The organism is Acidobacteriota bacterium (assembly GCA_016716715.1).
Lineage (GTDB): Bacteria > Acidobacteriota > Thermoanaerobaculia > UBA5066 > UBA5066 > Fen-183.
In genome coordinates this window covers 53,797-78,645 of record JADJVE010000007.1, presented here as the reverse complement: position 1 = coordinate 78,645, position 24,849 = coordinate 53,797, and the positions used below count along the sequence as shown (strand labels likewise).

22 protein-coding genes and 1 pseudogene are annotated in these 24,849 nt (G+C 67.8%); 17 read left to right on the top strand and 6 right to left on the bottom strand.

The features are described from left to right. Positions 1-76 precede the first annotated feature (76 nt). The 9 genes from IPL89_12560 (at position 77) to acs (ending at position 9,584) form a co-directional block, all read left to right on the top strand. On the top strand, positions 77-433 hold the full coding sequence (locus IPL89_12560) for a hypothetical protein (protein MBK9064008.1): 357 nt from the start codon (positions 77-79) through the stop codon (positions 431-433). Continuing rightward, a complete protein-coding gene (locus IPL89_12555) occupies positions 433-2,268 on the top strand; it encodes a cyclic nucleotide-binding/CBS domain-containing protein (protein MBK9064007.1) in 1,836 nt (611 codons plus the stop codon). Before IPL89_12560 ends, IPL89_12555 begins: the two co-directional genes overlap by 1 nt. Then, positions 2,265-2,876, top strand: coding sequence for a 3'-5' exonuclease (locus tag IPL89_12550; protein MBK9064006.1), 612 nt, complete (start codon positions 2,265-2,267; stop codon positions 2,874-2,876). Before IPL89_12555 ends, IPL89_12550 begins: the two co-directional genes overlap by 4 nt. A 300-nt stretch (positions 2,877-3,176) precedes the next feature. Continuing rightward, positions 3,177-3,440 (top strand): DUF4212 domain-containing protein, encoded by a 264-nt coding sequence (locus tag IPL89_12545; GenBank protein ID MBK9064005.1) that lies wholly within the window; start codon positions 3,177-3,179, stop codon positions 3,438-3,440. A 2-nt stretch (positions 3,441-3,442) separates the two neighbouring features. After that, a complete protein-coding gene (locus IPL89_12540; GenBank protein MBK9064004.1) occupies positions 3,443-5,377 on the top strand; it encodes a cation acetate symporter in 1,935 nt (644 codons plus the stop codon). Between the two features lie 71 nt (positions 5,378-5,448). Continuing rightward, positions 5,449-5,736, top strand: coding sequence for a hypothetical protein (locus IPL89_12535; protein MBK9064003.1), 288 nt, complete (start codon positions 5,449-5,451; stop codon positions 5,734-5,736). A 2-nt stretch (positions 5,737-5,738) separates the two neighbouring features. Further along, the gene (locus IPL89_12530; GenBank protein ID MBK9064002.1) at positions 5,739-6,161 is read left to right on the top strand and encodes a hypothetical protein; all 423 of its coding nucleotides are present in this window, start codon (positions 5,739-5,741) and stop codon (positions 6,159-6,161) included. Positions 6,162-6,338: 177 nt separating this feature from the next. Continuing rightward, positions 6,339-7,472, top strand: a complete 1,134-nt coding sequence (locus IPL89_12525) for a hypothetical protein (protein MBK9064001.1) — start codon at positions 6,339-6,341, stop codon at positions 7,470-7,472. A gap of 93 nt (positions 7,473-7,565) precedes the next feature. Then, positions 7,566-9,584 carry an acetate--CoA ligase gene (gene acs / locus IPL89_12520; GenBank protein MBK9064000.1) on the top strand — a complete coding sequence of 673 codons (2,019 nt, stop codon included), beginning with the start codon at positions 7,566-7,568 and terminating at the stop codon, positions 9,582-9,584. On the opposite strand, the gene IPL89_12515 is transcribed toward acs, so the two are convergent. Continuing rightward, positions 9,581-12,157: a DUF4388 domain-containing protein gene (locus IPL89_12515; GenBank protein ID MBK9063999.1), complete on the bottom strand. Its 2,577-nt coding sequence runs from the start codon at positions 12,155-12,157 to the stop codon at positions 9,581-9,583. The genes acs and IPL89_12515 overlap by 4 nt on opposite strands. Positions 12,158-12,294: 137 nt before the next feature. Between IPL89_12515 and ligD the strand changes: the two genes are divergently transcribed. Beyond that, on the top strand, positions 12,295-13,917 hold the full coding sequence (gene ligD, locus IPL89_12510; GenBank protein MBK9063998.1) for a non-homologous end-joining DNA ligase: 1,623 nt from the start codon (positions 12,295-12,297) through the stop codon (positions 13,915-13,917). Between the two features lies 1 nt (position 13,918). On the opposite strand, the gene IPL89_12505 is transcribed toward ligD, so the two are convergent. The 4 genes and pseudogenes from IPL89_12505 to IPL89_12490 form a co-directional block, all read right to left on the bottom strand. After that, a complete protein-coding gene (locus tag IPL89_12505) occupies positions 13,919-14,557 on the bottom strand; it encodes a DUF1579 domain-containing protein (protein ID MBK9063997.1) in 639 nt (212 codons plus the stop codon). Positions 14,558-14,659: 102 nt separating this feature from the next. Continuing rightward, positions 14,660-15,085, bottom strand: a complete 426-nt coding sequence (locus IPL89_12500; protein ID MBK9063996.1) for an OsmC family protein — start codon at positions 15,083-15,085, stop codon at positions 14,660-14,662. A 45-nt stretch (positions 15,086-15,130) separates the two neighbouring features. Then, a complete protein-coding gene (locus IPL89_12495; GenBank protein ID MBK9063995.1) occupies positions 15,131-15,889 on the bottom strand; it encodes a sulfite exporter TauE/SafE family protein in 759 nt (252 codons plus the stop codon). Beyond that, a pseudogene (locus tag IPL89_12490) lies at positions 15,886-16,981 on the bottom strand (DUF2891 domain-containing protein). The gene IPL89_12495 and the pseudogene IPL89_12490 overlap by 4 nt, the downstream one beginning before the upstream one ends. Positions 16,982-17,022: 41 nt before the next feature. Here IPL89_12490 and IPL89_12485 point away from each other — a divergent pair. Beyond that, positions 17,023-17,538 (top strand): MBL fold metallo-hydrolase, encoded by a 516-nt coding sequence (locus IPL89_12485; protein ID MBK9063994.1) that lies wholly within the window; start codon positions 17,023-17,025, stop codon positions 17,536-17,538. Beyond that, the gene (locus tag IPL89_12480) at positions 17,454-17,996 is read left to right on the top strand and encodes a hypothetical protein (protein MBK9063993.1); all 543 of its coding nucleotides are present in this window, start codon (positions 17,454-17,456) and stop codon (positions 17,994-17,996) included. The genes IPL89_12485 and IPL89_12480 overlap by 85 nt, the downstream gene beginning before the upstream one ends. On the opposite strand, the gene IPL89_12475 is transcribed toward IPL89_12480, so the two are convergent. Continuing rightward, positions 17,962-18,597 (bottom strand): alpha/beta fold hydrolase, encoded by a 636-nt coding sequence (locus IPL89_12475; protein MBK9063992.1) that lies wholly within the window; start codon positions 18,595-18,597, stop codon positions 17,962-17,964. The genes IPL89_12480 and IPL89_12475 overlap by 35 nt on opposite strands. 13 nt (positions 18,598-18,610) lie before the next feature. Between IPL89_12475 and ubiE the strand changes: the two genes are divergently transcribed. The 5 genes from ubiE (at position 18,611) to IPL89_12450 (ending at position 24,847) form a co-directional block, all read left to right on the top strand. Next, the gene (ubiE, locus tag IPL89_12470; protein MBK9063991.1) at positions 18,611-19,354 is read left to right on the top strand and encodes a bifunctional demethylmenaquinone methyltransferase/2-methoxy-6-polyprenyl-1,4-benzoquinol methylase UbiE; all 744 of its coding nucleotides are present in this window, start codon (positions 18,611-18,613) and stop codon (positions 19,352-19,354) included. 6 nt (positions 19,355-19,360) lie between these two features. Continuing rightward, positions 19,361-21,811, top strand: a complete 2,451-nt coding sequence (locus tag IPL89_12465; GenBank protein ID MBK9063990.1) for an EAL domain-containing protein — start codon at positions 19,361-19,363, stop codon at positions 21,809-21,811. A gap of 66 nt (positions 21,812-21,877) precedes the next feature. Next, positions 21,878-22,525 (top strand): CBS domain-containing protein, encoded by a 648-nt coding sequence (locus IPL89_12460; protein ID MBK9063989.1) that lies wholly within the window; start codon positions 21,878-21,880, stop codon positions 22,523-22,525. 171 nt (positions 22,526-22,696) lie between these two features. After that, a complete protein-coding gene (locus IPL89_12455) occupies positions 22,697-23,896 on the top strand; it encodes an ABC transporter substrate-binding protein (GenBank protein MBK9063988.1) in 1,200 nt (399 codons plus the stop codon). 51 nt (positions 23,897-23,947) lie between these two features. Beyond that, positions 23,948-24,847, top strand: coding sequence for a branched-chain amino acid ABC transporter permease (locus IPL89_12450; protein MBK9063987.1), 900 nt, complete (start codon positions 23,948-23,950; stop codon positions 24,845-24,847). Positions 24,848-24,849 lie beyond the last annotated feature (2 nt).

Sequence of the window (24,849 nt, the reverse complement as noted above, 5' to 3'; positions counted from 1 at the left end):
CGGAACCGGCGTATTCTGCGCCGAGAGTTCGTTGACGCCTGCTCTGGTGAATGGGCCTGGAGAAAGGAGACGCGCCATGGGGCACATCGTCAGCTACAAGAAGGATGCCATGGGGCCCCGCTGTCACATGAAGCTCGAGAGCGGTGAGCGCATCCTGATTCACGGCGAGATCTCCACGAATCAGCACGCGACCGACCCTCTCTGGCTCACGATCTCGACGCTGAAGCTCGGCGGGCTCGTTCCCGGCCCCGAGCTTTTCCGTTTCGACCAGAAGAGCGAGGCCGGCAAGAAGTTCATCGCCTCGCTGCCGGGCATGAATACCGAGGGCCCGAAGCCGACTCCCGTCGACGCCGTCGTCGACTACCTGAAGACAGCTACTTCCGTGGACGACGTGAAGGCGAATCTCGAAAAGCTCGGCATCCCGAAGGGCTGATGGCCTCGGCGAGCGTTCCGGGGACTCCCCCGCTCGATCCCCGGGGCTTCCTGCGGAGCGTTCCGCCGTTCGACTCGCTGGACGTCGACAGCTTCGAGATGGCGGCCCGCTCCCTCGACGTCGGCTACTTTCCTTCGGGAACCCGCGTCCTGTCCCAGCTCGGTCGTCCGAGCGTCCATCTCTGGCTCATCCGCAAGGGCACGGTACGCCTCGAAAAGGGAGGAACGGTCGCCGACCACCTTGAGGAAGGCGATCTCTTCGGGTTCGCCTCGCTCCTCACCGGAAGCGTGGCGTTCGACGTCGTCGTGGCCGACGACCTCCTCGCGTACCGCATTCCCGAAAAGGTGTTCCGGAGCCTCCTCTCCGAGCCCGGGTTCGCCCGGTTCTTCACGGAAGGGCTCGCCACGAGGCTCCGCACCGCGACCGCGTTCCCCGGCGACGCGACGTTCAGCCTCGACGTGTATGCGACCGTCGGCTCGCTCGTTCGCCGTCCGCTCGTGACGGTGCCGGTCACCGCGACCGCGGGCGACGCGGCGCGGGCGATGGAGGCGAGCCGGGTGTCTTCCGTCCTCGTCGCGTCGGATCCGCCCGGGATCGTGACGGACCGGGACCTCCGGAACCGGGTCCTCGCCAAGGGGCTCGGCCCCGACACGCCCGTGGCGTCCATCGCGACGTTTCACCTGACCACGGTTCCGTCGGACACGCCGATCTACGGCGCCTGGCATGCGATGGTGGGCGCAGGAATCCACCACCTGCCCGTCACGAAGGACGGGCGCGTCATGGGAATCATCACAGGCACGGATCTGCTCAAGGAACAGACGTTCGGCCCACTCCAGCTGTTGAAACGCGTGGAGTCCATCCGCGACCGCGACGGACTTCCGGGCTACGGCGCCGATCTTGCGCGCATGGTCGCCGGCCTCTCTGCCGGGGGCCTGCCCCCGACCCAGATCGCCCGTCTGGTTTCCTATCTCAACGACGCTCTCGTGAAGAGGCTCCTCGCTTTCGCCGAGGCCGATCTCGGCCCCGCGCCCGCCTCGTGGGCCTGGATCGTCTTCGGTTCCGAGGGGCGCTTCGAGCAAGCTCTTCTCACGGATCAGGACAATGCCCTCATCTGGGCCGACGGGGCGGACGAAAGCGCCGGCGCCTGGTTCGCCAAGTTCGCGGCCAGCGTCGTCTCCGACCTCGTCGCGTCAGGCTTTCCGCCCTGTGCCGGCGGCTACATGGCGACCGTCTGGCGTGGCCCGCTGGCCGACTGGGTTTCGCGTTTCCGGAGCTGGCTCGAGGTGCCCGAGGCCGAGGCGATCCTGAAGGCCGCGATCTTCTTCGACTTCCGGAGAGCCGGGGGCTCCCTCGACCTCTCGCCGATCTCGCGCCTCATCACGCAGGCGAGCTCGAACGCGCCGTTCCTCTCGCGCATGGCGGGCGCCGCCCTCAGGTTCCGGCCGCAGCTGGGCCCGTTCCGCACCCTGCGCGACGAGGCGGGACGCCTCGACCTGAAGAAGTCGGGCATCGCGCCGATCGTGGGCCTGGCCCGCGTCTACGGGCTCGATGCGGGGGCCACCGCGACGAACACGCTAGAGAGGCTCGCCGCCGCGGCGGAGACGGGCCTCCTGCCCCAGGAGGCTGCGGCGACTCTTTCCCAGGCATTTCCGTTCCTCCTGGGTCTGCGGCTCCGCGAGCAGCTTCGGGCGGTCGCGTCCGGAGGGACACCCTTGAATTCGATCGCGCTGGACTCGCTCTCGGCCGTCGAACGCCGACACCTAAAGGAAGTCTTCCTCGCCATCCGGGACGCTCAGCAGGACGCCGGCCAGCGATATCACGTCTCGTTCGCATGAGCGTCTTCGGGCGGTTCTTCGGCCCCTCGCCCGCCTACTCGGACATCCTCTTCTGGTCCCTCGACCTCGAGACCGGCGGCCTCGCGACCCAGCGCGACCCGATCCTCGCCGTCGGGATGGTCCCGATCCGGGAAGGCACGATCCGCCTCTCCGAGACCTACTCGAGCTTCGTCCGGCCTTCCACCGCCCACGTCTCCGACTCCCGCGCACTGCAGGCGCACAACCTCATCCCTGCGGATCTTCACGACGCCCCCTCCCTTCACGACGTCCTCGGAGAAGTGGACGTGCGTCTCCGGGAAGGCGTGCTCCTCGTGCACTTCGCGGCGGTGGACGTCGCGTTCCTCAAGGCGGCGTACACGATCGCGGGGCGGCCGTGGCCGGCTCCGAGAGTGGTCGACACGGCGCGTCTTCTCGAGAGGCTCGCCGACGTCGAGCGCCTCGCGTCGAAAGTTCGGGAACCTTCGTTCAATCTCGCCGCCGCGCGCCGGGACCTCGGCCTCCCCGAGTACCCGTCGCACGACGCCCTGACGGATGCGGTCGCGACGGCCGAGCTCTTCCTTCTGCTCGTCACGAAGCTCGGAGCGCGCACGCTCCGGACTCTTCTCTAGGAACTCGCCGATCGCGCGCCGCGTTAACCCGCGGCACCGTGGCCGGGAGAATGCCCTTGACATTGGAAACGACATGTCAAAGGCTACGCGAGTTCATCCACTACGTCGGGACGTCCGGAGGGAGTTCGTTGAGCACCTCGGGTCGATCGTTGCAGCCATTGACGCCAGACGACGCGAGCAGCCGCTCGCGGCGTTTCTTGCCACTTCACGGTTCCGTCTGCTTCAGAAACAAGGAGGACGTTTGATGATGGACGCCATCCGGATCCGGCTGACCGAGGGAGGGGAAATCTCATGTCCGAGATGACCGACGAAAAACGCGCGGAGTACTGGCGATACAACCTGCGGTTGACCATCGTGCTCCTGGCGATCTGGTTCGTGGTGACGTTCTTGATCTCGAGCCTGTGGGCCGGGTCGCTCAACGCGTACTCGTTCCTGGGCTTCCCGCTCGGGTACTACATGGCGGCCCAGGGCTCGCTCGCCATATTCGTGGTCGAGATCGTCGTGTACGCGAAGCTCATGAATGCCAAGGATCTCGAGTTCGGAATCCGCGAGGGGGACGAGTAACCATGAGTCTGCGCAAGATTTTCACCTACTACACCGTCGCGTTCCTCGCGGTCACGGTCCTCATCGGCCTCGCCGAGAAGTTCTTCGGCCTGCCGAACAAGTGGATCGGCTGGATCTTCATGGCCCTGTCGCTGGGGATCTACGTCGTCATCGGCATCGTGACCCGGACGTCCGACGCCGACCAGTACTACGTCGCCGGGCGCAACGTGCCTGCGATCTACAACGGCATGGCGACCGGCTCGGACTGGATGTCCGCGGCGTCCTTCATCTCGATGGCGGGCGCCCTCTCGGCCCAGGGCTACGCGGGCCTCGCCTACGTCATGGGGTGGACCGGAGGCTACCTTCTCCTGGCGGTCCTTCTCGGACCCTACCTCAGGCAATTCGGTGCCTACACGATCCCCGACTTCCTCGGCGCGCGCTACGGCGGAAACGCGGCCCGGATCATCGGCGTCGTCGCCGCGATCACGTGCTCCTTCACCTACCTCATCGCGCAGGTGACGGGCGTCGGCCTCATCGTCTCGCGGTTCATCGGCCTCGACTTCAACATCGGCGTCTTCGTCGGGCTGATCGGCGTCCTCTTCTGCTCGGTCCTCGGCGGGATGAAGTCCGTCACGTGGACGCAGGTGGCCCAGTACATCATCCTGATCACGTCGTATCTCGTCCCCGTCGTCTACCTCTGCTGGACGACGTTCGGCATCCCGGTGCCCCAGCTCATGTACGGGCGCCTCCTCCAGTCGAACGGCGTGAAAGCGGTCGAGATCACGCGCGACCCGCAGGAGAAGGCCACGCGTGCTCTCTGGAAGGCCGAGGCCGACGACGCCACGGCGAAGTCCAAGGCCCCGGGCATCTCGGTCGAGGAAAAAGACAAGCTGGTCGCGAAGGCGAAGGCCGCGGCGGTCCAGGCGAAGGCGCCCGCGTCGGGTCCGAGCGACGACGCGCTCAAGGCGAACTACCTCACCGTGCCGAAGGGCGTCGGCATGTGGAACTTCCTCGCGCTCACGTTCTGCCTCATGGTCGGAACGGCGGGGCTCCCCCACATCCTGACGCGCTACTACACGACCCCGTCGGTCCGCCAGGCGCGAACGTCGGTGGGCTGGTCCCTGTTCTTCATCTTCCTCCTGTACTTCACGGCTCCGGCGTACGCGGCGTTCGCGCGGTTCATCGTGTACACGAAGCTCGTCGGGTCGAAGATGACCGAGCTGCCCGCGTGGATCCACCTCTGGAAGCCCGCGGGCCTCTTCGACGTCGTCGACAAGGCGGGTGATGGGGTCGTCCAGTTCGCGGACTTCGTCGTCAAGAGCACGGACTTCGTCGTCCTCGCGACGCCCGAGATCGCCGGCCTGCCGTTCGTGATCACCGGCCTCGTCATGGCGGGCGGCCTCGCCGCAGCGTTGTCCACGGCCGACGGCCTTCTCCTGACGATCGCGAACGCGATCTCGCACGACCTCTACTACAACGTCATCAACCGCAACGCCTCGCTCATGAAGAGGCTCATGATCACGAAGGTCCTCCTCGTCGTCACCGCCCTGATCGCGGCGAGCGTCGCGACCTTCCGGCTCGCGATCATCGTGGAGCTGGTCGCCTGGGCGTTCAGCCTCGCGGCAGGCGCCTTCTTCCCGGCGCTCGTCCTTGGCATCTGGTGGAAGCGGGCGAACAAGGTCGGAGCCGTGACGGGAATGCTCGTTGGGTTCCTGACGACCGTCTTCTACATGGTCGGCAGCCGCTTCTACGGGCTCTCCTGGTTCGGCACGACGACGATCGCGTCGGGGGTGTTCGGCATCCCGCTCGGATTCCTGACGATCTGGGTCGTCTCCCTGATGACGGACGCGCCGCCCAAGGAGATCCAGGACCTCGTCACGAGCGTGCGCTATCCGAAATCGGGCCAGGCGATCACGACGGCTCCCGACATCACGGGGAGAGGGGCCGCCGCGCACTGACGCCTCGAGTGGCCGGCGGGCGGGGCGGATGGCCGCCCCGCCCGTCCCGGCTCCCGGGCTAGACTCCGCCGATGCGAGAGGTCGCCTTCCGCGTCGTTTACCTCGTGTGGTTCCTCGCCTTCATGGCGACGATCTATCTCGCGCTCCACATGCTCGTCGCGAAGCTCATCCGGAACCCGGAGAGCAAGCTCCTCGCCTTTCTGACGATCATGACCCACCCGCTCACGGTGCCCGCGCGGTCCTTCCTCGCCCCGGGCACGCCTGAGACCCGCGTTCGAGGCGTCACGCTGGGGCTCCTCATTTGCGTCTGGCTCCTCTCCCGCACCCTCATGATCCTGATCGGGTCGGGCCTCGCCTGAGCATGCTCAACCTCCTCGGGACGAACCTGATCGGCATCCTGCTCTTCGGCGGCCTCTACGCCGCCGCGGCGTTTCATTACATCCCGGCCTGGGTGTTTCCACCCACCCTTCTCGTCGCCCTCGCCGGGTTCGTGGCGTTCTGGATCCGGATCGAGAGGGTGAGCGGGAGCGCGCCCGGAGTCCTGCCCCGCCTCGGGCGCATCCTCGCGGCTCTCCTTCTCACGGTTCCGGCCGCGGCGGCATTCCTGCTCATGCCGCTTTTCGCCCTTCGGTCGCGTCTGCCGCCCGCCGCCGGCTTCGAGGAGCTGCCCTCGAGGGCCATGGTCCTCCTCCTCATCGCTCTCGCCCTGACCGTCCTGTCCAATCTCGCAGGGATCCTGCTCGCCGTCGTGCGGCCCCGGGTCCTTCCGGGGGGCCGGCGTTAACGCGAGACGGCGCCCCGGAGCGCCCAAAAGAGATAACGTCTCGACAGAGATTCCAGTTGACGCGGAATCCACTGGGTGTTTATCGTTTTCACATTGATGCGCTTCCGTTCGTGCCGCTCTTTCGGCGTGCTGACGTGTAAGGAGGAAGGTGTGCGTTCAAGGATCCTTTCCGCTCGCGTGGCTCTCGTCGCCCTGGCCGTGGTCGTGGCGCTCCTGCCCGGTCTCGCCAGCGCCCAGGCGATCATCAAGGTCAACGACAACGTGAACTTCCGCCTCGGCATCCTGCTGCAGGGATGGGCGGACTGGAACGGCCAGTCGGACGCCACGGGCGGCCAGGCCGGCTTTCAGCAGAATCTCTTCCTGCGTCGAGCGCGGTTCTTCCTCGGAGGCCAGGTGGCGAAGGACGTCACGTTCTTCTTCATGACGGACAACCCGAACCTCGGGAAGTCCACGCAGGCCGTCGGAAGCACGACCGGCACCAAGGCCCCCGGCACCGGCTTCATCGTCCAGGACGCCTTCCTCAGCTGGAAGATCGACAACGCGCTGAGCCTCCAGGGCGGTCTCATCCTCATTCCACTCTGCCGCAACTGCAACTCCAGCGCCGTGAACCTCGTCTCGATGGACTACGGAACGTGGTCCTTCCAGGAGAGCGCCTCGACGCAGTCCTCCGTCGGCCGCGACACGGGCTTTCAAGCGATGGGCTACCTCGCGGGCGACCACCTCGAGTACCGCGCGGGTGTTTATTCCGGCTTCCGAGCCCCCGGCGTGAAGAACTCGTTCCGGTTCACGGGCCGGGTCATGTACAACGTGTTCGACGTCGAGAAGGCCCAGTTCTACCCGGGCACGTACCTCGGCAAGAAGAAGGTCCTCGCATTCGGCGCCAGCTACGACACGCAGGGCGACTACTCGGCGTACGCGGGAGACGTCTTCTTCGACTATCCCATCGGTAAGGGCGGAATCACGGCGCAGGTCGACTACATTCACTACGACGGCGGCGTGACGTTCCCGACGACCGCGCTCTTCAAGCAGGACGTCCTCTTCACCGAGGCCGGCTTCTACACCGGCGGCGACATCAAGCTCATGCCCTTCGCCCGCTACGAGACCCAGAACTACAAGAACGGCACCGCGGGCTGCCCTGCCGCCGGCTGCGACTCGCTGAACAAGAACTTCCTCCAGCTCGGCCTCGGCTGGTATCCGTACGGCGCGAATTTCAACCTCAAGGGCGGCTGGACGCGCAAGCAGCTCCCGAACGACCCGAAGACCGCCACGACGAACCAGTACACCGTCCAGGTCCAGCTCTTCTACTACTGATCCCGCGAGGCTCCGCGGGGCGGGGGTCTCCCCGTCCCGCGTGAGCCCGGCTGGCCGCCACTCCGCGAAAGAAGATCAGAAGGAGCACACGCCATGGCCCGGAAGCAGCCCGCCAAGAAGAAGGCGTCGCCGGCCCCTGCCGCATCCGCCGCCCCCGCCACGATCGACGTCCTCCTGAGCGAGAAGCGCACCTTCGCGCCGCCGAAAGCCTTCGCCGCCAAGGCGAACGCGAAGTCGTCCGCGCTCTACGCCAAGGGGGCGAAGAACCCGGAGGCGTACTGGGCCGAGTGGGCGAAGCAGCTCAAGTGGGACAAGCCGTGGAAGAAGGTGCTCGAGTGGAAGCCGCCGCACGCGAAGTGGTTCCTCGGCGGCAAGCTCAACGCCTCCGTGAACTGCCTGGACCGCCACATCGACGGGTTCCGCCGCACGAAGGCGGCCATCGTGTGGGAGGGAGAGCCGGGCGACCGCAGGACGCTCACGTACCGCGAGCTCTACATCGAGGTGAACAAGTTCGCGAACGTGCTCCGAAAGTTCGGGATCCGGCGCGGCGACCGCGTGACGATCTACCTCGGAATGGTCCCGGAGCTCCCGATCGCCATGCTCGCCTGCGCCCGCATCGGCGCGATCCACTCCGTCGTCTTCGGCGGCTTCTCCGCCGAGGCTCTCCGCGACCGCATCAACGACCAGGGCGCCAAGCTCCTCATCACGGCCGACGGCGGATGGCGCCGCGGAAACGTCGTCCCGCTCAAGAAGATCGCGGACGAGGCCCTCGAGGACACGCCCACGATCGAGAACGTCGTGCTCGTCATGCGGACGCACACGGCCATCGACGTCAAGGAAGGCCGCGATCACTGGTGGCACCGCCTCATGGCCGACGCCCCCGTGTGGTGCAAGCCCGAGTCCATGGACGCGGAGGACGTTCTCTACATCCTCTACACCTCCGGCACGACCGGCAAGCCGAAGGGCATCGTCCACACCACCGGCGGCTACATGACCGGCACGCTCGCGACCTCGAAGCTCGTCTTCGACCTCAAGGAAGACGACATCTTCTGGTGCACGGCCGACATCGGCTGGGTCACCGGCCACTCGTACGTCGTCTACGGCCCGCTTGCGAACGGCGCCACGTGCCTCATGTACGAGGGCGCGCCCGACACGCCGGGTCGCGACCGTTTCTGGGACATCATCGAGCGCCACGGGGTCACGATCCTCTACACGGCCCCGACGGCGATCCGCACGTTCATGAAGTGGGGCACGGAGTTCCCGGACAAGCACGACCTGTCTTCCCTCCGGCTGCTCGGCACCGTCGGCGAGCCGATCAATCCCGAGGCGTGGATCTGGTACCAGAAGACGATCGGAAAAGGGCGCTGCCCCATCGTCGACACGTGGTGGCAGACCGAGACCGGCTGCATCCTCATCACCCCTCTTCCCGGCCTCACGAAGACGAAACCCGGCTCGGCAACCGTGGCGTTCCCGGGGATCGAGCCGAAGATCCTCGACGAGCTCGGCAACGAGATCAAGGTCGGCGGCGGCTACCTCGCGCTCACGAAGCCCTGGCCCTCGATGCTCCGCACGCTCTGGGGCGACGACGACCGGTACGTCAAGACGTACTTCTCGAAGTGGGACAAGAGCATCTACTTCACGGGCGACGGCGCCCGCCGCGACAAGGACGGCTACTTCTGGCTCATGGGGCGCGTCGACGACGTCATGAACGTCGCCGGGCACCGGATCGGCACGATGGAGGTCGAATCCGCTCTCGTCGACCACCCGGCCGTCGCCGAGGCCGCGGTCGTCGGCATCACGGACGAGATGAAGGGCACGGGCATCGCGGCCTTCGTCATCCTCAAGGAGAAAGGGCGCACGCAGGAAGCCGCCGACACGAAGTCCGCCCTCCAGCAGGAGATCAAGGCCCACGTCGTCAAGAAGATCGGGCCCATCGCGCGCCCGGACAAGCTGTTCTTCACGGTCGACCTCCCGAAGACGCGCTCCGGCAAGATCATGCGGCGCCTCCTGCGCGACGTCGCGGAGGGCCGCGTCCTCGGCGACACGACGACGCTCGCAGATCCCACGGTCGTCAAGTCGCTCAAGGAGCAGTACGAAGAGAAGGAAGGCTAGGCGGCCTTCAGGCTCCCCTCTTCCACCCACCTGACCAGCAATCTCCGGATCCGGTACGAGTCGGCGGCCACCGCCGACTCGATTGCTTTCGGGGTCGCCCCGCCGGACGCCTTCGTCCACACCGCTTTCTGGAGCGCGCCGTCCGCCTCTTCCGGCTCCGTCGACGGCTTCGTCCCCGTCGGCGCGAGCACGAGGTCGTCGGGAACGAGCGCCGAGAAGCGCTGGAAGTCGTCGTAACGCCGCATGCCCTCGAGAAGGATCGACACGACCTCGCGCAGGCTCTCGCCCTCGCGGAGAGGCGGCAGCGCCGGCTGGCGCACGAACGAAAACGTGCCGCCGGTGGGGCGTTCGAAGAGCTGGAAGCAGGCGTCGTCGCCCTTGAGGCCGAATGCCTCGGCGGACCGGATCTTCCCGCTCTCGAGCAGGAATTTGCCGACCACTCCGCCGCCGACGTCGCGCAGCGACAGCGCGCCCGTCACCTCAGTGGACGCGAGGCTCTGAAGCAGCGCGGGCAGCTCGAAGATCGCGAGGTCGCCCATGAGACTCGCCTGCCCCTCCTCGGCCGCTTTCGGCGCGTCGAAGGCGGCGAGAGCACGCGAAGCGGCCCGGGCGGCGGGCGTGTCGGCGTGCTTCTCGACGATCTCCTCGAACACTTTCCGGACGCCCGGCGCGGGGGTGCCGGACAGCGCCTCCACGATCGGGGACAGCCGGTCCTCGCGCTTCTTCAGCGTGAGGCCGAAGACCTTGAAGGGCATCTCGGCCCGCGCGCTCTTGAGGAGGAGGCTCACGAGCTCCGGGTCGTCCGTGAGGTCCTGGGTCGCGAGCTCAGCCAGCCGGGCGCCGACGTCGCCGAGACCGCTCTTCCTCTTCAGCCCGTGCTCGACGACGACGCGCCGCGCCGTCGGGCTTCCGAATCGCGCGAGCGCCGCGACCGCGCGGTCGAGGAGCGGCTGGAGCTCGGCCTCGTCGAACGGGGCGTCGCCCTTCTTCGCGAGCATCGTCTCGAGGCCCTGCACGAGGGTGACGAGCACCGCCTCGGAACGCTCGTGCTTGATGGCCGCGAGGCCCGCGATCGCCTCCTTGACGATGGGCGGCGGGAGCGAAGGGTCGGCGAACGGGATGACGGCGTCCATCTCGGCGTCCGGCGTCTGATCCGCCGGCCGCGGCGTCTTGCGGAGGAGGTAGAGGAGGTTCCGCTTGAAGTGCCAGTCCTGCTCGGGGGTGCCGACGGCGGCAAGCTGGCGGAGGACTTCGAGCGCGGCCGCGCGCGCCTCGGGTCCGTAGATCTCGAGGAGGGAGAGGAGGAGGCGGCGCCGTTCCCGTTTCTCCTCGACATGCAGCTCCTGGATGAGCGTGCCGACCGAAAACCCCGGGAAGAACGAGAGGATGCGCGCGAGAGGCTGCTGGTTCCGCGCGTCCTCGCCGAGGCTGCGAACACGCTCGAGGTCCACCGAATCCTGCGCCTTCTTCCGCGTGGTCTCGAGCGAGAGCGGGCTGACCTTGTTCTCGACGATGAGCTTCTCGGCGACGTCGAACATCCGCGAGGCCCGCGTCAGCGAGCCCTGGTTCAGCTGCTCGACCGCCGCCGCCACCATCTCGTGGAAGCGCTTTCCAACTTCCTCCTGGTCCTTGGGGAGGGTGACGACGCGGCGAATGGCTTGCGTGGCGGACGCGCGGGCGGACGCCAGGGCCTCCTCGACGGGCTCGGACGGCAGGGACAGCGGCCACGGCGGGATCGAGCGCCCGAGAGTCCGGATGACGTCGCCGGACGGAACGTCCACTCCGGCGGCGCGGAGGCGCTCGAGGGCCTGGCCCAGCTCTCCGTCCGAGCGCGCCGCCATCGCGGCCACGGCGAGGATCTGGGAGACCAGAGCCTCGCGCGGGGACTGGACCATCGCGCCGAACGGAGCGGCCGGGGGCGACGTGCCCGCCGGGGCCGGCGCTGCGGCGGCGCCGGCTGCGGCTCCGAAGGGGCCCGCCTCTCCCCTGCCGGCGGCGCCGTAGTTTCCGGCCGGAGGCAGCGCATCGAGGGGGCCGAGGCGCTCGAGCAGCATCGAGAGGTGCCGGAGGTCGGAAACGGTGTTGGCGGTCAGCGCAACGCCGTGCTCGCCCGATACCGGGCGTGTGACGGTGGGAGCTCCCGTTGTCGTTCCCTGCCGGCGCAGCATTTCGACCGGCGCCGAGAGGACGCTCTCCGCCTGGCCGAGCCGGCCCAGGTTCTGCCGGAGCAGGTCCCGGTCGGCCGGAGGGCAGAACACGAGAAGCTGCTGGGAGAGGTCCTGAAGGTACCGGCGCAGCGGATCGCGCGGGACAAGGTCGAACTGGCCCATCGCGTGAAGCTTCTCGACGGCGTGGTAGAGGTAATCGGAAATCGCGACGTTCTGGCTGCGGCCGCGGAACTGCGCGATCGTCCAGGCCTGCACCTCGGTCGCGGTGAGCGTGGCGGGGTGGTCAAGGAGCAGGTTGATCGACTCGGCCACCATGAGCGGCGCGAGGCTGTCGGACAGGTAACGCTGAAGCTCGAGGAGGGCTTCCTTTACGTCCGGGTCGACAGGCTGCTGGGTGTCGTCCATCGCCCGCCGTCGACCTCCTCCATTGGCTCCCGAGCAAGCCTCGTCACGGAGCCGCGACCGTCCTGAGAACGCACGATCCTAGCACGCAGAAGCAGCGAACCTGGCGGTCCGCACGGGTTCCCCGTATCGTCCCCTCGATGCCCCTCGAGGAATACCGGAAGAAGCGCCGCTTCGACGTCACGCCCGAGCCTGCCGGCGCGAGAGCGCCGAGAAAGAGTGGCAAGGGCCTCGCCTACGTCGTCCAGAAGCACAGGGCGACCGCCCTCCACTACGACTTCCGGCTGGAATGGAACGGCGTCCTCCTCTCGTGGGCGATCCCGAAGGGCCCGGCCCTCGATCCCGCCGTCAAGCGGATGGCGTCTCACGTCGAGGACCACCCGCTCGAGTACGCGGCGTTCGAGGGAATCATCCCGGCCGCGGAGTACGGCGGCGGAACGGTGATGGTCTGGGACCGCGGCACGTGGACGCCGGAGTCGCCCGACGTGGACGCGGCGCTCAAGAAGGGAGACCTGAAGTTCACGCTGCACGGCGAGAAGCTGAAGGGCTCCTGGGTCCTCGTCCGGACGAAGGGCTGGGGCGGCTCTTCGAAGCCGTCCTGGCTCCTGATCAAGCACCGTGACGACTTCGCCTCGGACGAGGACGTCGCCGAGACGCGCCCGCGCTCGGTCGTCTCGAACCGGCTCCTGACCCAGATCGCCATCGACGAGGGAGGCGACGTCGAGAAGGCCTCGACGGGCGACCCCGTCGCCGAGGTCGAGAAGCTCCTGAAGAACCCGAAGCTCCTCCAGCGAAAGCAAAAGGACGCCCCCGCGGTATGGCACTCCCGGCCGCGCACATCCGCAGTGGCCCGCCCTTCTTCACCTTCAAAGAAATCTTCTTCTTCGTTCCCCGTCCCCGTCTCCAACCCGGACAAGGTCTTCTGGCCCGAAGAGGGCTGGACGAAGGGCGACCTCGTCGCCTTCTACGCGGGCGTCTTCGACAAGCTTCGCCCGTGGGTCGACGAGCGGCCGCTCTCGCTCGAGCGCTGCCCGGACGGCCTTTCGGGCGAATGCTTCTACCAGAAGGAAAAGCCCGGCAGCATGCCCCCCGGCACGCCGACCGTCGTCGTGCGCCACGGCAAGGACCGCAAGGTGACGAACACGGTCGTGGGCGGGAAGCTGGAGACGCAGCTCGCGCTCGCGAACCTCGGCTGCATCGCCACCCACGTCTGGGGCAGCCGCGCCGACGAGCTCGACAAGCCCGACTGGGTCTGCTTCGACCTCGACCCGGACTCGGGCCTCATCACCGATGCCGTGGGCGCGGCTCTCAAGGTGAAGCAGGCGCTCGACGCCCTCGAGCTCGTTTCGTACGTGAAGACTTCCGGCGGAAAGGGGCTCCACGTCTTCGTGCCGATCGTCCGCGGACCGGACACCGAGGCCGTCACCTGGTTCGCGAAGACGCTCGGAACGCGCCTCGCGGCAGCCTGGCCGAAGGACCTCACGATGGAGATGCGGATCGCGGCGAGAAAAGGGCGCGTCTTCCTCGATTCCTTCCGGAACGCGTTCGGGCAGACCGTGGTGTCGCCCTACTCGGTACGACGGCGCCCGCACGCTCCGGTTTCGACGCCGCTCTCGTGGGGCGAGGTCGTGCCGTCGCTGCGGGCCGAGGACTTCACGCTCGGGAACTTCGCGGCGCGCCTGAAGAAGCGCGACCCGTGGGCCGACTTCTTCAGGCGCCGCCAGGCGCTCGAGCCCGCGCTCGAGGCCCTCCGGAGTCTCTGACCTACTTCTTGCGGGTGTAGTGGATCTCGAGGTCCTTCGTCATCTTCCCGTCGGCCAGCGCGTGCCACGACTCGTACGTGTGGTGGTCGGCATCGACGATCGTCACGACAGTCTTGGCCTTCATGGTCCGCTTTTCGGCGGGGTCGTCCATCGTTCCCCACGACGTGATGACCTTCCCCGTCTTGTCGGCCGTGCCGGCCATCGACATGATCCCGGTTCCCATCGAGTCGATCCACGTGGAAACGAACTTCTTCTTGTAGTTGTCGAAGCCGGTGACGCCGATCCCGCTGAAGGGCTGACCCATCATCGTGCCCTCGTAGCGCTGCTCGAGGTAACGCCCGCCGAGGATCATCTTGTTTTCCGACGTGCCGGCGGTTTCCTGAGGCGGCGCTCCGGGCGCCATCCACATCTTCGTCTTCACGTCCCACGACCCGACCGTCATCTCGAGCGCCTTGTGCGGCGCGCCCGGCGTGGCGAACGCCATCCAGGCTTTCATCATGTCGTCCTGGCTCATGGCGGCGGCGGGCTTCGCCGCCGCCGCGGCCTTGTCGTCGGCTAGCGCCGACGGAAGAACGAGGAGAGAAAGACAAAGAAGAACGATTTCTTTGAAAGTAAGAATGCTGCGGCGCGGTTTCATCATTGATGCCTCCTGTTTCCTGCGGGTTTGACTCCAATACGCGAAAAGGGCGCCGACTGTTTCGGCGCCCTCCCCTCTTCACCTTCTAAGAAATCTTCAATCTTTCTAGACGAGCTTCGCGTCCAGGTTGATCTGGGCCCCCGTGAAGAGTTTCGAGATCGGGCAGCCCTTCTTGGCCGCCGCCCCGACTTCCTGGAACTTCGCGTCGTCGATCCCGGGCACCTGCGCCTCACAGGCGAGGTCGATGCGGGTGATCGAGAAGCCCGCGTCGCCCTTCTCGAGGTGGACCTTTGCGGTCGTCGCGACGCGCGTCGGGACGAAGCCCGCCTTGGAAAGCTCGTTCGAGAAGGCCATCGAGAAGCAGCCCGCGTGGGCGGCGGCCGCGAGCTCTTCCGGGTTCGTGCCCGCGCCCTCCTCGAAGCGCGACTGGAACGAGTAGGCGCCTTCCCAGGCGCCGCCCCCGAATTTCATCGTGCCTTTTCCGCTCTTGAGGTCTCCGGTCCAGACGGCGCTGGCAGTGCGTGCCGGCATGTGTGTCTCCTTTCGTGGCGCCGGGCTTCCGCCCCCGGCAGGCGTTCAGTGGCGTTGAAGGAAGAGGACGATCGTGATCCCGAGCCCGATCGCGACGACCGCGACGCGGGCCTTGTCCTTGCCGATCCGGCGTGCAAAGTTCGCGCCGACGAACCCGCCGAGGATCGCTCCCGCCGTCATGAGCAGGGCGAGCGGCCAGTCCACGGCGCCGCGGACGATGAAGTACAGCGCCGCGACGCTGTTGATGCAGATCCCGAAGAAGTTCTTGAGCCCGTTCATCGCGTGGATGTCCGTGAGGCCGAGCCCCCCGAGGATCACGAGCATGACGATCCCGACTCCTGCTCCGAAGTACCCGCCGTAGATCGCCGCGAAGAACTGGGCGACCGACGCGAGCGCCCACGAGGACGGCTCCGGCGCGTGCGCCTCGGGGCGGCGGCGCGCCCACAGGATCTGGAAGAAGAAGAGGAGCGTCGCGAACAGAACGAGCCACGGGGCGAGACGCTCGAAGATCTTCTCCGGGGTCATGAGGAGGAGCACGGAGCCGATCGCGCCTCCGAGGAGGCTCGGAATGAGGAGCGTCGTGAGCCAGCGCGAGTGCGCGCCCACCTCGCGGCGGTATCCGGCGAGGCTCGCGGCGGCGCCGGGCACGAGCGCGACGGTCGACGTCGCGTTGGCGCGGATCGCAGGCACGCCCGCGAGGAGGAGGGCCGGAAAGGTGAGGAGCGTCCCGCCGCCAGCGAGCGCGTTCATGATCCCGGCTCCCACGGCCGAGCCGAAGAGGAGCGCGAGCGTCGCCGCGGTCATGGCGCCGCCTCCGCGATCCCGCGCCGCGTCGCGAAGTAGGCGGCGAACGTCCCGAGCCAGTGGCCGCCTTCGTAGTGCGCGCCGGTCACGGCGGCGAGGCCCGCCGCGGCGTGGGCCTCGCGCGCGGCCCGCAGGGCCGGCAGGCGGCCGTCCTTCGGCGGGAGCCCAGACATGATCCCGTCGAGCATCCAGGCGCGGGAGAGGTTCAGGCCGTCGAGGTGGGCGAGCTTGCCGTCGGTCGGATCGGTCACGGTCCCGACCGGCAGCCAGGCGGCGCCGCCGTCGCCCGGAATGCCCGGCAGGAAGGCGAGCAGCCAGCCGGCGAACGCGGGCGGCGCGAGGAGCCGGCGCATGAGGTCGGCTTCCGCGAGGCAGGGCGAGAGGAAGTCCTGCCCCGACGGCTCGTACCCGATCGGGCAGGCCCGGTCCTTTGCGTAGAGGTCCCGGACGCGGGCGGAGAGAAGGCGTTCCATGGCCGCGTCGCCCGACGCGCGCGCCCAGTCGAGGACGAGCCCGAACGCGAACGCGGTCTGCGCGTGCTCGCCCTCGCGGATCGGGTATGCGAGCTTCGGAATCCAGTCGGCGAGGCGCCGCACGGCCGCGCTCTCGAGAGGCTCGAGCGTCTTCGCCCATGCTCTCGCCTCGGGGTCGTCCCACCCGCGCAGCTCCGCCGAGAGCTGCAGGAGCCACGCGAGTCCGTAGGGCCGCTCGAACGTCGCGCGGCCCGGAGCGGAGAGGTACGCGACCTCGCCCGCGACCTTCTCCGGCGTGAACGACGCCTTGAGCGCCGCACGCGCGCGCGGCGCGAACGGGGCCGCCGGGAACGTTCGCGCGAGCCGCGCGAGAAGCCAGTGGCCGTGCACGGCCGAGTGCCAGTCGTAGCAGCCGTAGAAGACCGGCGTCAGGACGCGCGGAGGCTTCGCGTCCTCGTCGCCGATCATCGTGTGCGCGATCTTGTTCGGGTACTCCTTCGTGAACGCACGCGAGCGCAAGGTCGGCGAACCGGCCGGCGGCCTTCTCGTCGAACGCTTCCGGCGCGGCGGAGGAAAAGGACGACGCCGCGAGGAGAGCGGCCGCGAGAACCCGACGCACGGACGTGATGCTAACCCGCGGGCGGGCCGGTATCCTGCCGCGTGCGTTTTCGGAACCCCAAGGGCAGCCCGAGCCAGACGGCCGGCCTCTCCGACTTCGTTCCGTTCTTCCTCCGCCGCGCGTTGGACCGGCCGCCGGCGGTGCCCGCGGGCCAAGTCGTCCCGGCCGGCGAGGCCAGGGCGATGCTGGCCGCCGCAGGTCCCGAAAGCCTCACGTGGCTCGGCCACGCGTGCTTCCTCATCCGAACAGGCGGCTTCACGATCCTCACGGACCCGTTTCTGTCCGACTACGCGAGCCCGATCGCCGGCCTCGGCCCGAAGCGCTACGTCCCGCCCGGCCTTTCAATCGACGACCTCCCCGAAATCGACGCGATCGTGATCTCCCACAACCACTACGACCACCTCGACGAGAGGTCCGTAAGAGAGATTTCTTTGAAGGTGAAGAGGGGGGGCAATGGAGCGCCGCCGCCGTCGTGCCTTCGGGGCTCGGTTCGTTCTTCTCGTCGCGGGGGTACTCGGATGTCCGCGAGCTGGGATGGGGCTCGGGCACCCTTCTAAGAAAATCTTCCTCTTCGGTCTCTCTCCTCTGCCTCCCCCTCCCCAGCATCCATTTCTCGGGCCGCACGCCTTTCGACCGGAACGCGACGCTCTGGGCCTCGTGGTCGATCGTCTCGCCGTCCCTCCGCCTCTACTTCGCGGGCGATACGGGGTACGGCCCCGTGTTTGCCGACATCGGAGCGGAATACGGTCCGTTCGACGTCGCGCTCCTGCCGATCGGCGCTTACGAGCCTGCGTCGATCATGAAGTCCGTTCATCTGAACCCGGAGGAAGCCGTCGCCGCCGGCCGCGACATCCGCGCCTCGACGCTCGTCGCGATGCACTGGGGAACGATCGTCCTCACGGACGAGCCTCCGTTCGAGCCGCCGGTGCGTTTCCGGGCCGCGGCCCGCGCCGACGCCTACGCCGACGACCGCGCCTGGGTCATGCGGATCGGAGAGACCCGAGAAATCCGCTGACGAGGGCGACCGCCTCGTCCAGGTTCTGCTTCTCGGTCCGCCCGGACGCCGCGCGCGGCTTGAACGAGTGGTCTCCGTCCGGGAGGAAGAGAATTCGGATCTTCTTTGAAAGTGGATAGCGGGAGACTTCGTCCCTGGTTCCGAAGGCGTCGCGTTCTCCCTGGACGATCAGCGTCGGGGTTTCGAGCCCTTCGAGGTGCGCGACGCGGAGCTTTTCCGGCTGTCCCGGCGGGTGGAACGGGTACCCGAGGCAGACGAGACCGGCCACGCCCGCTTCGTCGGCCACCATGCTCGCGATCCGCCCGCCCATCGACTTGCCTCCGATCGCGACGGAGGCCGGCCCCTTCTTCCCGGCCGCCTCGCCGATCGCGTCGCGCCACGCCTGCTCGAGGACCGGTCCGCGGTCCGGCGGCTTCTTCCGCCCTTCGTCACGCCGGGCGCGCATGTAGGGGAACTCGAATCGCAGGACTCGAAAGCCGTTCTTTGCGATGCCGGCCGCGACCGCGTTCATGAACGGAGAGTCCATCGGCGCCCCCGCGCCGTGCGCGAGGACGAGCGTGAGCGGCGCGCGCGCGGGGCCGTCGACGAGAAAGCGCTCCACCTACAATCCCTCCGTGGCGAACAAGTATCTCTCGTACGACGCCGAGCGCGGCCCGAAGGTGCGGGCCATGTTCTCGCGGCTGGCCGGGCGGTACGACCTCCTGAACGACGTGATGAGCCTCGGCCTCCACCGTCTCTGGAAGCGCGACACCGTCGATCTCGCGCTCGCCGGCCGCACGGGGCCGGTCCGCGTCCTCGACCTCTGCTGCGGCACCGGCGACCTCGCGTTCCTCGCCGGAGCCGGCGCCGCCGCCGGCTCGCGCGTTTTCGGGCTCGACTTCACGCTCCCGATGCTCGGCGTCGCCCGTGCGCGAAGAGCCGCCGCAGCCGGAGCGCCCGCGTTCGCGCAGGGCGACGCGCTGCGGCTGCCGTTCTCCGACGCGAGCTTCGACGCCGTCACGATGGGCTACGGCCTGCGGAACGTCGCGGACCCTCTCGAGTGCCTTCGCGAGGTCCGGCGCGTCCTCGCGCCGGGAGGCCGGGTCGTCGTCCTCGACTTCGGGAAGCCCGCGAACCCCGTGACGCAATCGCTCTACGGCGGGTTTCTGAGGGGCGCCATGCCCGTCGTCGGCTGGCTCTTCCACGGCGACCCGGACACGTACCGCTACATTCCCGAATCGCTCGAGCGCTATCCCGCGCAGCGCGGCGTCCGGGACCTCATGGAACGGGCCGGGCTCTCGTCGGCCCGGTATGAGGACCGCATGTTCGGAACGATGGGCCTCAACGTCGGCGAGGCTCCCGGCTCCCCCTCCCTATAATCGCGCGTGCCCCGCGATACGTCTCCCGCGAGTCCGGAACCGCGCTCCGGGCTGGTTCCGGGCGACTCCCCGGCGCAGGCGTCGCGCCTCGTCGCGCTGCTCGTCGTCCTTTTCGTCTCGATCATCGCGGCGATTCTCGCGACGGGCCTTTCGGGCATGGCGGCTCTCTCGGGCATCCGGGCGTTCGTTTCAGGCCAGTCAACCTGGTCGAAGGCGCAGAAGGACGCCGTCTATTTTCTCGCTCGCTACCTCGACACGGGCGACGAGTCCTACTACCGCAGCTTCAACGCCCGCCTCGCCGTGCCCCGAGGGGACCGGAAGGCGCGCCAGGCGATGTCGGGCGCGATGCCGGATCCGCATGCTGCGCTCCAGGGGTTCCTGGAGGGCTTGAACTCCCCGGCGGACGCGGACGACATGGTGGCCATCCTCGGCCGCTTCCGGGACACGGAGCACATCCAGCGGGCGCTCCAGATCTGGGAACGCGGCGACGCGGTTGTCGACGAGCTCGAGGCGCTCGGCATCGTCATCCACCAGGACGTCGTCGCCGGACGGCTCACTCCCGAGGCCCGCGCTGCGTACGACCTTCGCCTCGAACGCCTCAACGACCAGGGCGCCGTCGTCCAGGACTCGTTTTCCGGAACGCTCGGGCAGGCGTCCCGGGCCTTCCGGACGCGCCTTCTCGTCGCCGTCGGGGCGATGACGCTGCTCCTCGTGGGGCTCGGCGTGGCGGCGTCCGTCTTCGTCGCGCGGGTGCTCAAGCGGCGCGACTCGGCGGTGACCGCCTCGGAAAGGCGCTACCGCCTCCTCTTCGAACGGAATCTCGCGGGCCTGTATCGCACGACCCTCGACGGGAAGATCCTCGACTGCAACTCGGCCTTCGCGCGCATCCTCGGCTACCCGTCCCGCGAGGACGTCCTCAAGATCACGGCGCTCGACCTCTACTCGGACCCCGGCGACCGGGAGTCCTTCGTCTCGCGCCTCAAACAGCAGCGCGTCCTCGTGAACTTCGAGATCTGCCTCAGGCGCCGGGACGGGAGCCCCGTGTGGGTGCTCGCGAACGAGAGCCTCATGGACGAGCCGGGTGGCGACACCGTGATGGACGGCAGCCTCATCGACATCACGGACCGCAAGCGCGCCGAGCAGCAGCGTTGGCACCAGGCGAACCACGACGCCCTCACGGACCTCCCGAACCGGGTTCTGTTCAACGACCGGCTCTCGCTCGCGATCCTGCATGCGCAGCGCCGGCGGCAGTCGCTCGTCGTCATGTTCCTCGACCTCGACCACTTCAAGCGCGTGAACGACACGCTCGGCCACTCGGCCGGCGACGAGCTTCTCGTGAAGGTCGCCGACCGGCTCCGCCGCTGCATTCGGCAGGACGACACGGTGGCCCGCGTCGGCGGCGACGAGTTCCTTCTTCTCCTCAACGGAATCACCCGGGAATCGGACGCGGGCGGAATGGCGCGGAAGATTCTCGGCATCCTGGCCGAGCCGTTTCTCGTCCAGAAGCGCGAGCTCTTCATCGAGGCGTCCATCGGCATCGGGATGTACCCGGGCGACGGCCCCGACGCCGAGACGCTCGTCACCAACGTCGACACCGCGATGTATCGCGCGAAGGAGACGGGGCGCAACAGCTTCCAGTTCTTCACACGCAAGATGCAGGAGCAGTCCCAGGAGCGGGCCGCGCTCGAGTCGGGACTGAGGCGTGCGCTCCCGCGCGGCGAGTTCGTCCTTCACTACCAGCCGATCCTCCGGCTGCGCGACCGCTCGATCGTCGGCGTCGAGGCCCTCGTCCGCTGGCGGCACCCCGAGAAGGGCATCCTGTCGCCACGCGAGTTCATCCCGCTCGCCGAGGACGTCGGCCTGATCGCGCGCGTGGGGGAATGGGTCCTCCGGAGGGCGTGCGAGCAGCTGAGGGCGTGGCAGGCGGCCGGGGTGCCGCCGATGCGCATCTCCGTGAACGTCTCGCCGCGCCAGTTCCAGCAGCGCGACTTCGCGGCGAACGTGCGCCGGATCGTCCGGGAGTCCGGGCTCGAGCCCTCGGTCCTCGACCTCGAGATCACGGAGTCCATCGCGATGCACGACGTCGCGCACACGGGGCGGGTCCTGTCCGAGCTCGCGGATCTCGGGATCCAGATCTCGATGGACGACTTCGGGACGGGCCACTCGTCGCTGAACTACCTGAAGCATTTCCCGATCCGCCGCCTCAAGATCGACCAGTCCTTCGTCGCCGGGATGACGACCGACGACAAGGATCACGCGATCGTCGCCACGGTCGTGTCCATCGCGCGGAACCTCGGGCTCGCGGTGACCGCCGAAGGGGTCGAGACCGAGGAGCAGGCGGCCCTGCTGGCCGCCCTCGCCTGCGAGGACGTCCAGGGCTACCTCTTCGCGCGCCCCGAGCCCGCCGAGGAAGTCGAGAAGCGGTTCGGCCTCGCCGCTCCCTCCGCCGGCGCCTGATTCAAACGAACTATCGCCGGGATCACGCTCCGGGGAGCGTAATGGCGCACGTCTGGAGGACCCCGCATGCGCGTCGAAAAATGGATGACCGCCAAGGTGATCACGCTGAAGGCGACGGATTCGCTGTCGGCGGCGATCCACCTGATGAAGGAGAAGAAGATCCGCCGGATCCCCGTCGTCAACGGCGACGGCAGGCTCGTCGGCATCGTCTCGGACCGCGACCTCAAGGACGTCTCCCCCTCGCGCGCGACGACGCTCGACATCTGGGAGCTCCACTACGTCCTCGACAAGCTGAAGATCGGCGACATCATGACGAAGAAGCCGATCACGGTGACGCCGGATACCCCGATCGAGCGGGCCGCGCAGATCATGATGGAGAAGCGCGTGGAGGGCCTTCCCGTCCTCGACGCGAAAGGCAACATGGTCGGGATCCTGACCGAGGGCGACGTCTTCCGCGCCCTCGTGGAGATCACGGGCGTCGGCAAGGGCCGGCTCCGGGTGGACCTCCTGATCCCCGACAAGCCCGGCTCGATCCGCGAGGTCGCCGACCTTTGCCGGACGGCGGGCGGCAAAATCCTGTCGATCCTGGCCTCGAACACGAAGGTCCCGGCCGGCAAGCGCGAGCTGATCATGCGCGTCGAGTGCCCGAAGCCGGACATCCTCAAGGCCGAGCTCACGAAGGCCTACGGAGACGCCCGCGTCGAAGCCGACTGATTCCCGGGGCCGGGTCCCTTCGCCGGGGCCCACGCCTCTCTCCGCGCCGGGGCCCGTGCCCCGGCGCATCTTTTGGGCCGCAATCTGATTCATTCGAATCATCGCGTTCGAGAACGAATCTCGACATAACGGTGTCGCTTCGGAACCCGAAAACTCAAGAGGAGGCCTTACATGACCAACCGGCGCATGTTCTCAGTGCTCGCCGTCGCGGCGTTTGCCGCGTTCTCGGCGTCCCCGGCCCTCGCGCAGGGCAAGACCTTCACCGTCGGCGTGCCTCTCCCCCTCACCGGCGCCGAAGCCAAGTTCGGCGAGATGAAGAAGCAGGCCTACCAGATGGCGGCTGACGAGATCAACGCCAAGGGCGGCGTGAAGGGAACGAAGCTCGCCTTCGACATCCAGGACTCCGGCGGAAAACCCGACACCGCCTCGGCGATCGTCGAGAAGTTCATCACGATCAACAAGTATCCGATCGTCGTCGGCGAGTACACGAGCCAGTGCTCGTACGCCGTCGCCGGCATCGCCGAGAAGTACAAGGTCCCCTACCTGGTCGACACCGGCGCCGCGGACAAGATCACGCAGCAGGGCTGGAAGTACATTTTCCGCCTGAACTCGCCCGCGGGCCTCTACGCCAAGGGCGTCTTCTCCTTCTTCGAGGAGGTCGCCAAGCCCAAGTCGGTCGCAATCCTCTTCGAGAACACGGACTTCGGGACCTCGACCTCGAAGTCCATGAAGGAGTACGCCGAATCCCACGGCATGCAGGTCGTCCTCGCCGAGGGCTATCAGGCCGGCGCCGTCGACTTCAAGCCCATTCTTCAGAAGGTCAAGTCGCTCCGCCCCGACATCGTCTACATGGTGTCGTACCTCATGGACGCCTCGCTCCTCATGCGGCAGTCCAAGGAGCTCGACCTCAACGCCCAGGCCTTCATCGGCGGCGCGGCGGGCCACACGCTTCCGGAGTTCCTCGAGAATGCCGGCGACGCGACCGAGTTCTGCATGTCCGCCTCGCTCTGGACGCCCCAGGTGAAGTACCCGGGCGCCGCGGCGTTCGACGCGAACTTCCAGAAGCTCTACAAGAAGGCGCCGAGCTATCACGCCGCCGAGGCTTACTCGACGGCCTTCGTCCTCGCCGACGTCCTCGCCCGGGCCAAGTCCATGTCCAGCGACGACCTGCGCGACGCGCTGGCCGCGACGGACATGATGACCGCCTTCGGCCCCGTGAAGTTCCAGGCCTGGGACAAGTTCACGAACCAGAACAGGATGGAGACGCTCGTCGGTCAGTGGCAGAAGAAGAAGTTCGAGACGGTGTGGCCGAAGGCCCTCGCCTCCGCCCCGTACGTCTATCCGGCGCCGCGCTGGCGCGACCGCAAGTAACGCGGCGGCGCCGACGGGAGTGATGCCGTGACGCCACAGGTCGCCGGTCAGATCGAGCTGCTCGCGCAGGTCCTCATCTCGGGGATCCTGCTCGGGGGCCTCTACGCCCTGATCGGGCTCGGGATGTCTCTCATCATGGGGGTCATGAAGATCATCAACCTCGCGCACGGCGAGCTGATGATGGTCGGCATGTACATCACGTTCTGGGCGTTCACGATCGGGAAGATCGACCCGTACGTCTCGCTCCTCATCGTCATCCCCGCCCTCTTCGTCCTCGGGGCGATGCTCCAGAAATGGCTCATCGCGCCGGTCATGGAGGCCGAGTCGATCCTGCCGGAGAACCAGGTGCTCCTCACGGTCGGCATCGGCCTCGTTCTCTCGAACCTCGCGCTCCTCGCATTCACCGCCGACTACCGCTCCGTCCCCGTTTCCTACGCGTCGAAGACGATTTACTGGGACGTCAAGATGGCCGGCCAGACGATCTCGCTCTCCTTCAGCTTCCCGATGCTCGTCGCGTTCGCGATCGCGCTCGCCCTCGGGGGCGCCCTGTTCCTGTTCCTCGGCTACACGGACCTCGGCCGGATGATCCGCGCGACGGCGCAGGACGCCCGCGCCGCGTCTCTCATGGGCGTCAACACCAAGCGGATCACGTACATCACGTTCGGCCTCGGCTCCGCCCTCGTGGGCGCGGCCGGAGCGCTTCTCGCTCCGGTCTATTACCTCTTTCCGCAGATCGGCGGGCCCTTCACGCTGAAGGCCTTCATCATCACAGTCCTCGGCGGCCTCGGAAACGTCGCGGGCGCCGTCCTCGGCGGCGTCGTCCTCGGCCTCGCCGAATCGCTCGGCTCCGTCTACGTCTCGCTCGGTTACAAGGACGCGTTCGGCTTCATCATCTTCGTCCTCGTCCTGATCTTCCTGCCCAAGGGGCTCCTCGGAAAAGGCAGGGCCTGACG

Bases quoted from the DNA above. Each gene is read 5' to 3' on its own strand.
- IPL89_12560 (MBK9064008.1), top strand. From the start codon at position 77: ATGGGGCACATCGTCAGCTACAAGAAGGATGCCATGGGGCCCCGCTGT.
- IPL89_12555 (MBK9064007.1), top strand. From the start codon at position 433: ATGGCCTCGGCGAGCGTTCCGGGGACTCCCCCGCTCGATCCCCGGGGC.
- IPL89_12550 (MBK9064006.1), top strand. From the start codon at position 2,265: ATGAGCGTCTTCGGGCGGTTCTTCGGCCCCTCGCCCGCCTACTCGGAC.
- IPL89_12545 (MBK9064005.1), top strand. From the start codon at position 3,177: ATGACCGACGAAAAACGCGCGGAGTACTGGCGATACAACCTGCGGTTG.
- IPL89_12540 (MBK9064004.1), top strand. From the start codon at position 3,443: ATGAGTCTGCGCAAGATTTTCACCTACTACACCGTCGCGTTCCTCGCG.
- IPL89_12535 (MBK9064003.1), top strand. From the start codon at position 5,449: ATGCGAGAGGTCGCCTTCCGCGTCGTTTACCTCGTGTGGTTCCTCGCC.
- IPL89_12530 (MBK9064002.1), top strand. From the start codon at position 5,739: ATGCTCAACCTCCTCGGGACGAACCTGATCGGCATCCTGCTCTTCGGC.
- acs (MBK9064000.1), top strand. From the start codon at position 7,566: ATGGCCCGGAAGCAGCCCGCCAAGAAGAAGGCGTCGCCGGCCCCTGCC.
- IPL89_12515 (MBK9063999.1), bottom strand. From the start codon at position 12,157: ATGGACGACACCCAGCAGCCTGTCGACCCGGACGTAAAGGAAGCCCTC.
- ligD (MBK9063998.1), top strand. From the start codon at position 12,295: ATGCCCCTCGAGGAATACCGGAAGAAGCGCCGCTTCGACGTCACGCCC.
- IPL89_12505 (MBK9063997.1), bottom strand. From the start codon at position 14,557: ATGATGAAACCGCGCCGCAGCATTCTTACTTTCAAAGAAATCGTTCTT.
- IPL89_12500 (MBK9063996.1), bottom strand. From the start codon at position 15,085: ATGCCGGCACGCACTGCCAGCGCCGTCTGGACCGGAGACCTCAAGAGC.
- IPL89_12495 (MBK9063995.1), bottom strand. From the start codon at position 15,889: ATGACCGCGGCGACGCTCGCGCTCCTCTTCGGCTCGGCCGTGGGAGCC.
- IPL89_12460 (MBK9063989.1), top strand. From the start codon at position 21,878: ATGCGCGTCGAAAAATGGATGACCGCCAAGGTGATCACGCTGAAGGCG.
- IPL89_12455 (MBK9063988.1), top strand. From the start codon at position 22,697: ATGACCAACCGGCGCATGTTCTCAGTGCTCGCCGTCGCGGCGTTTGCC.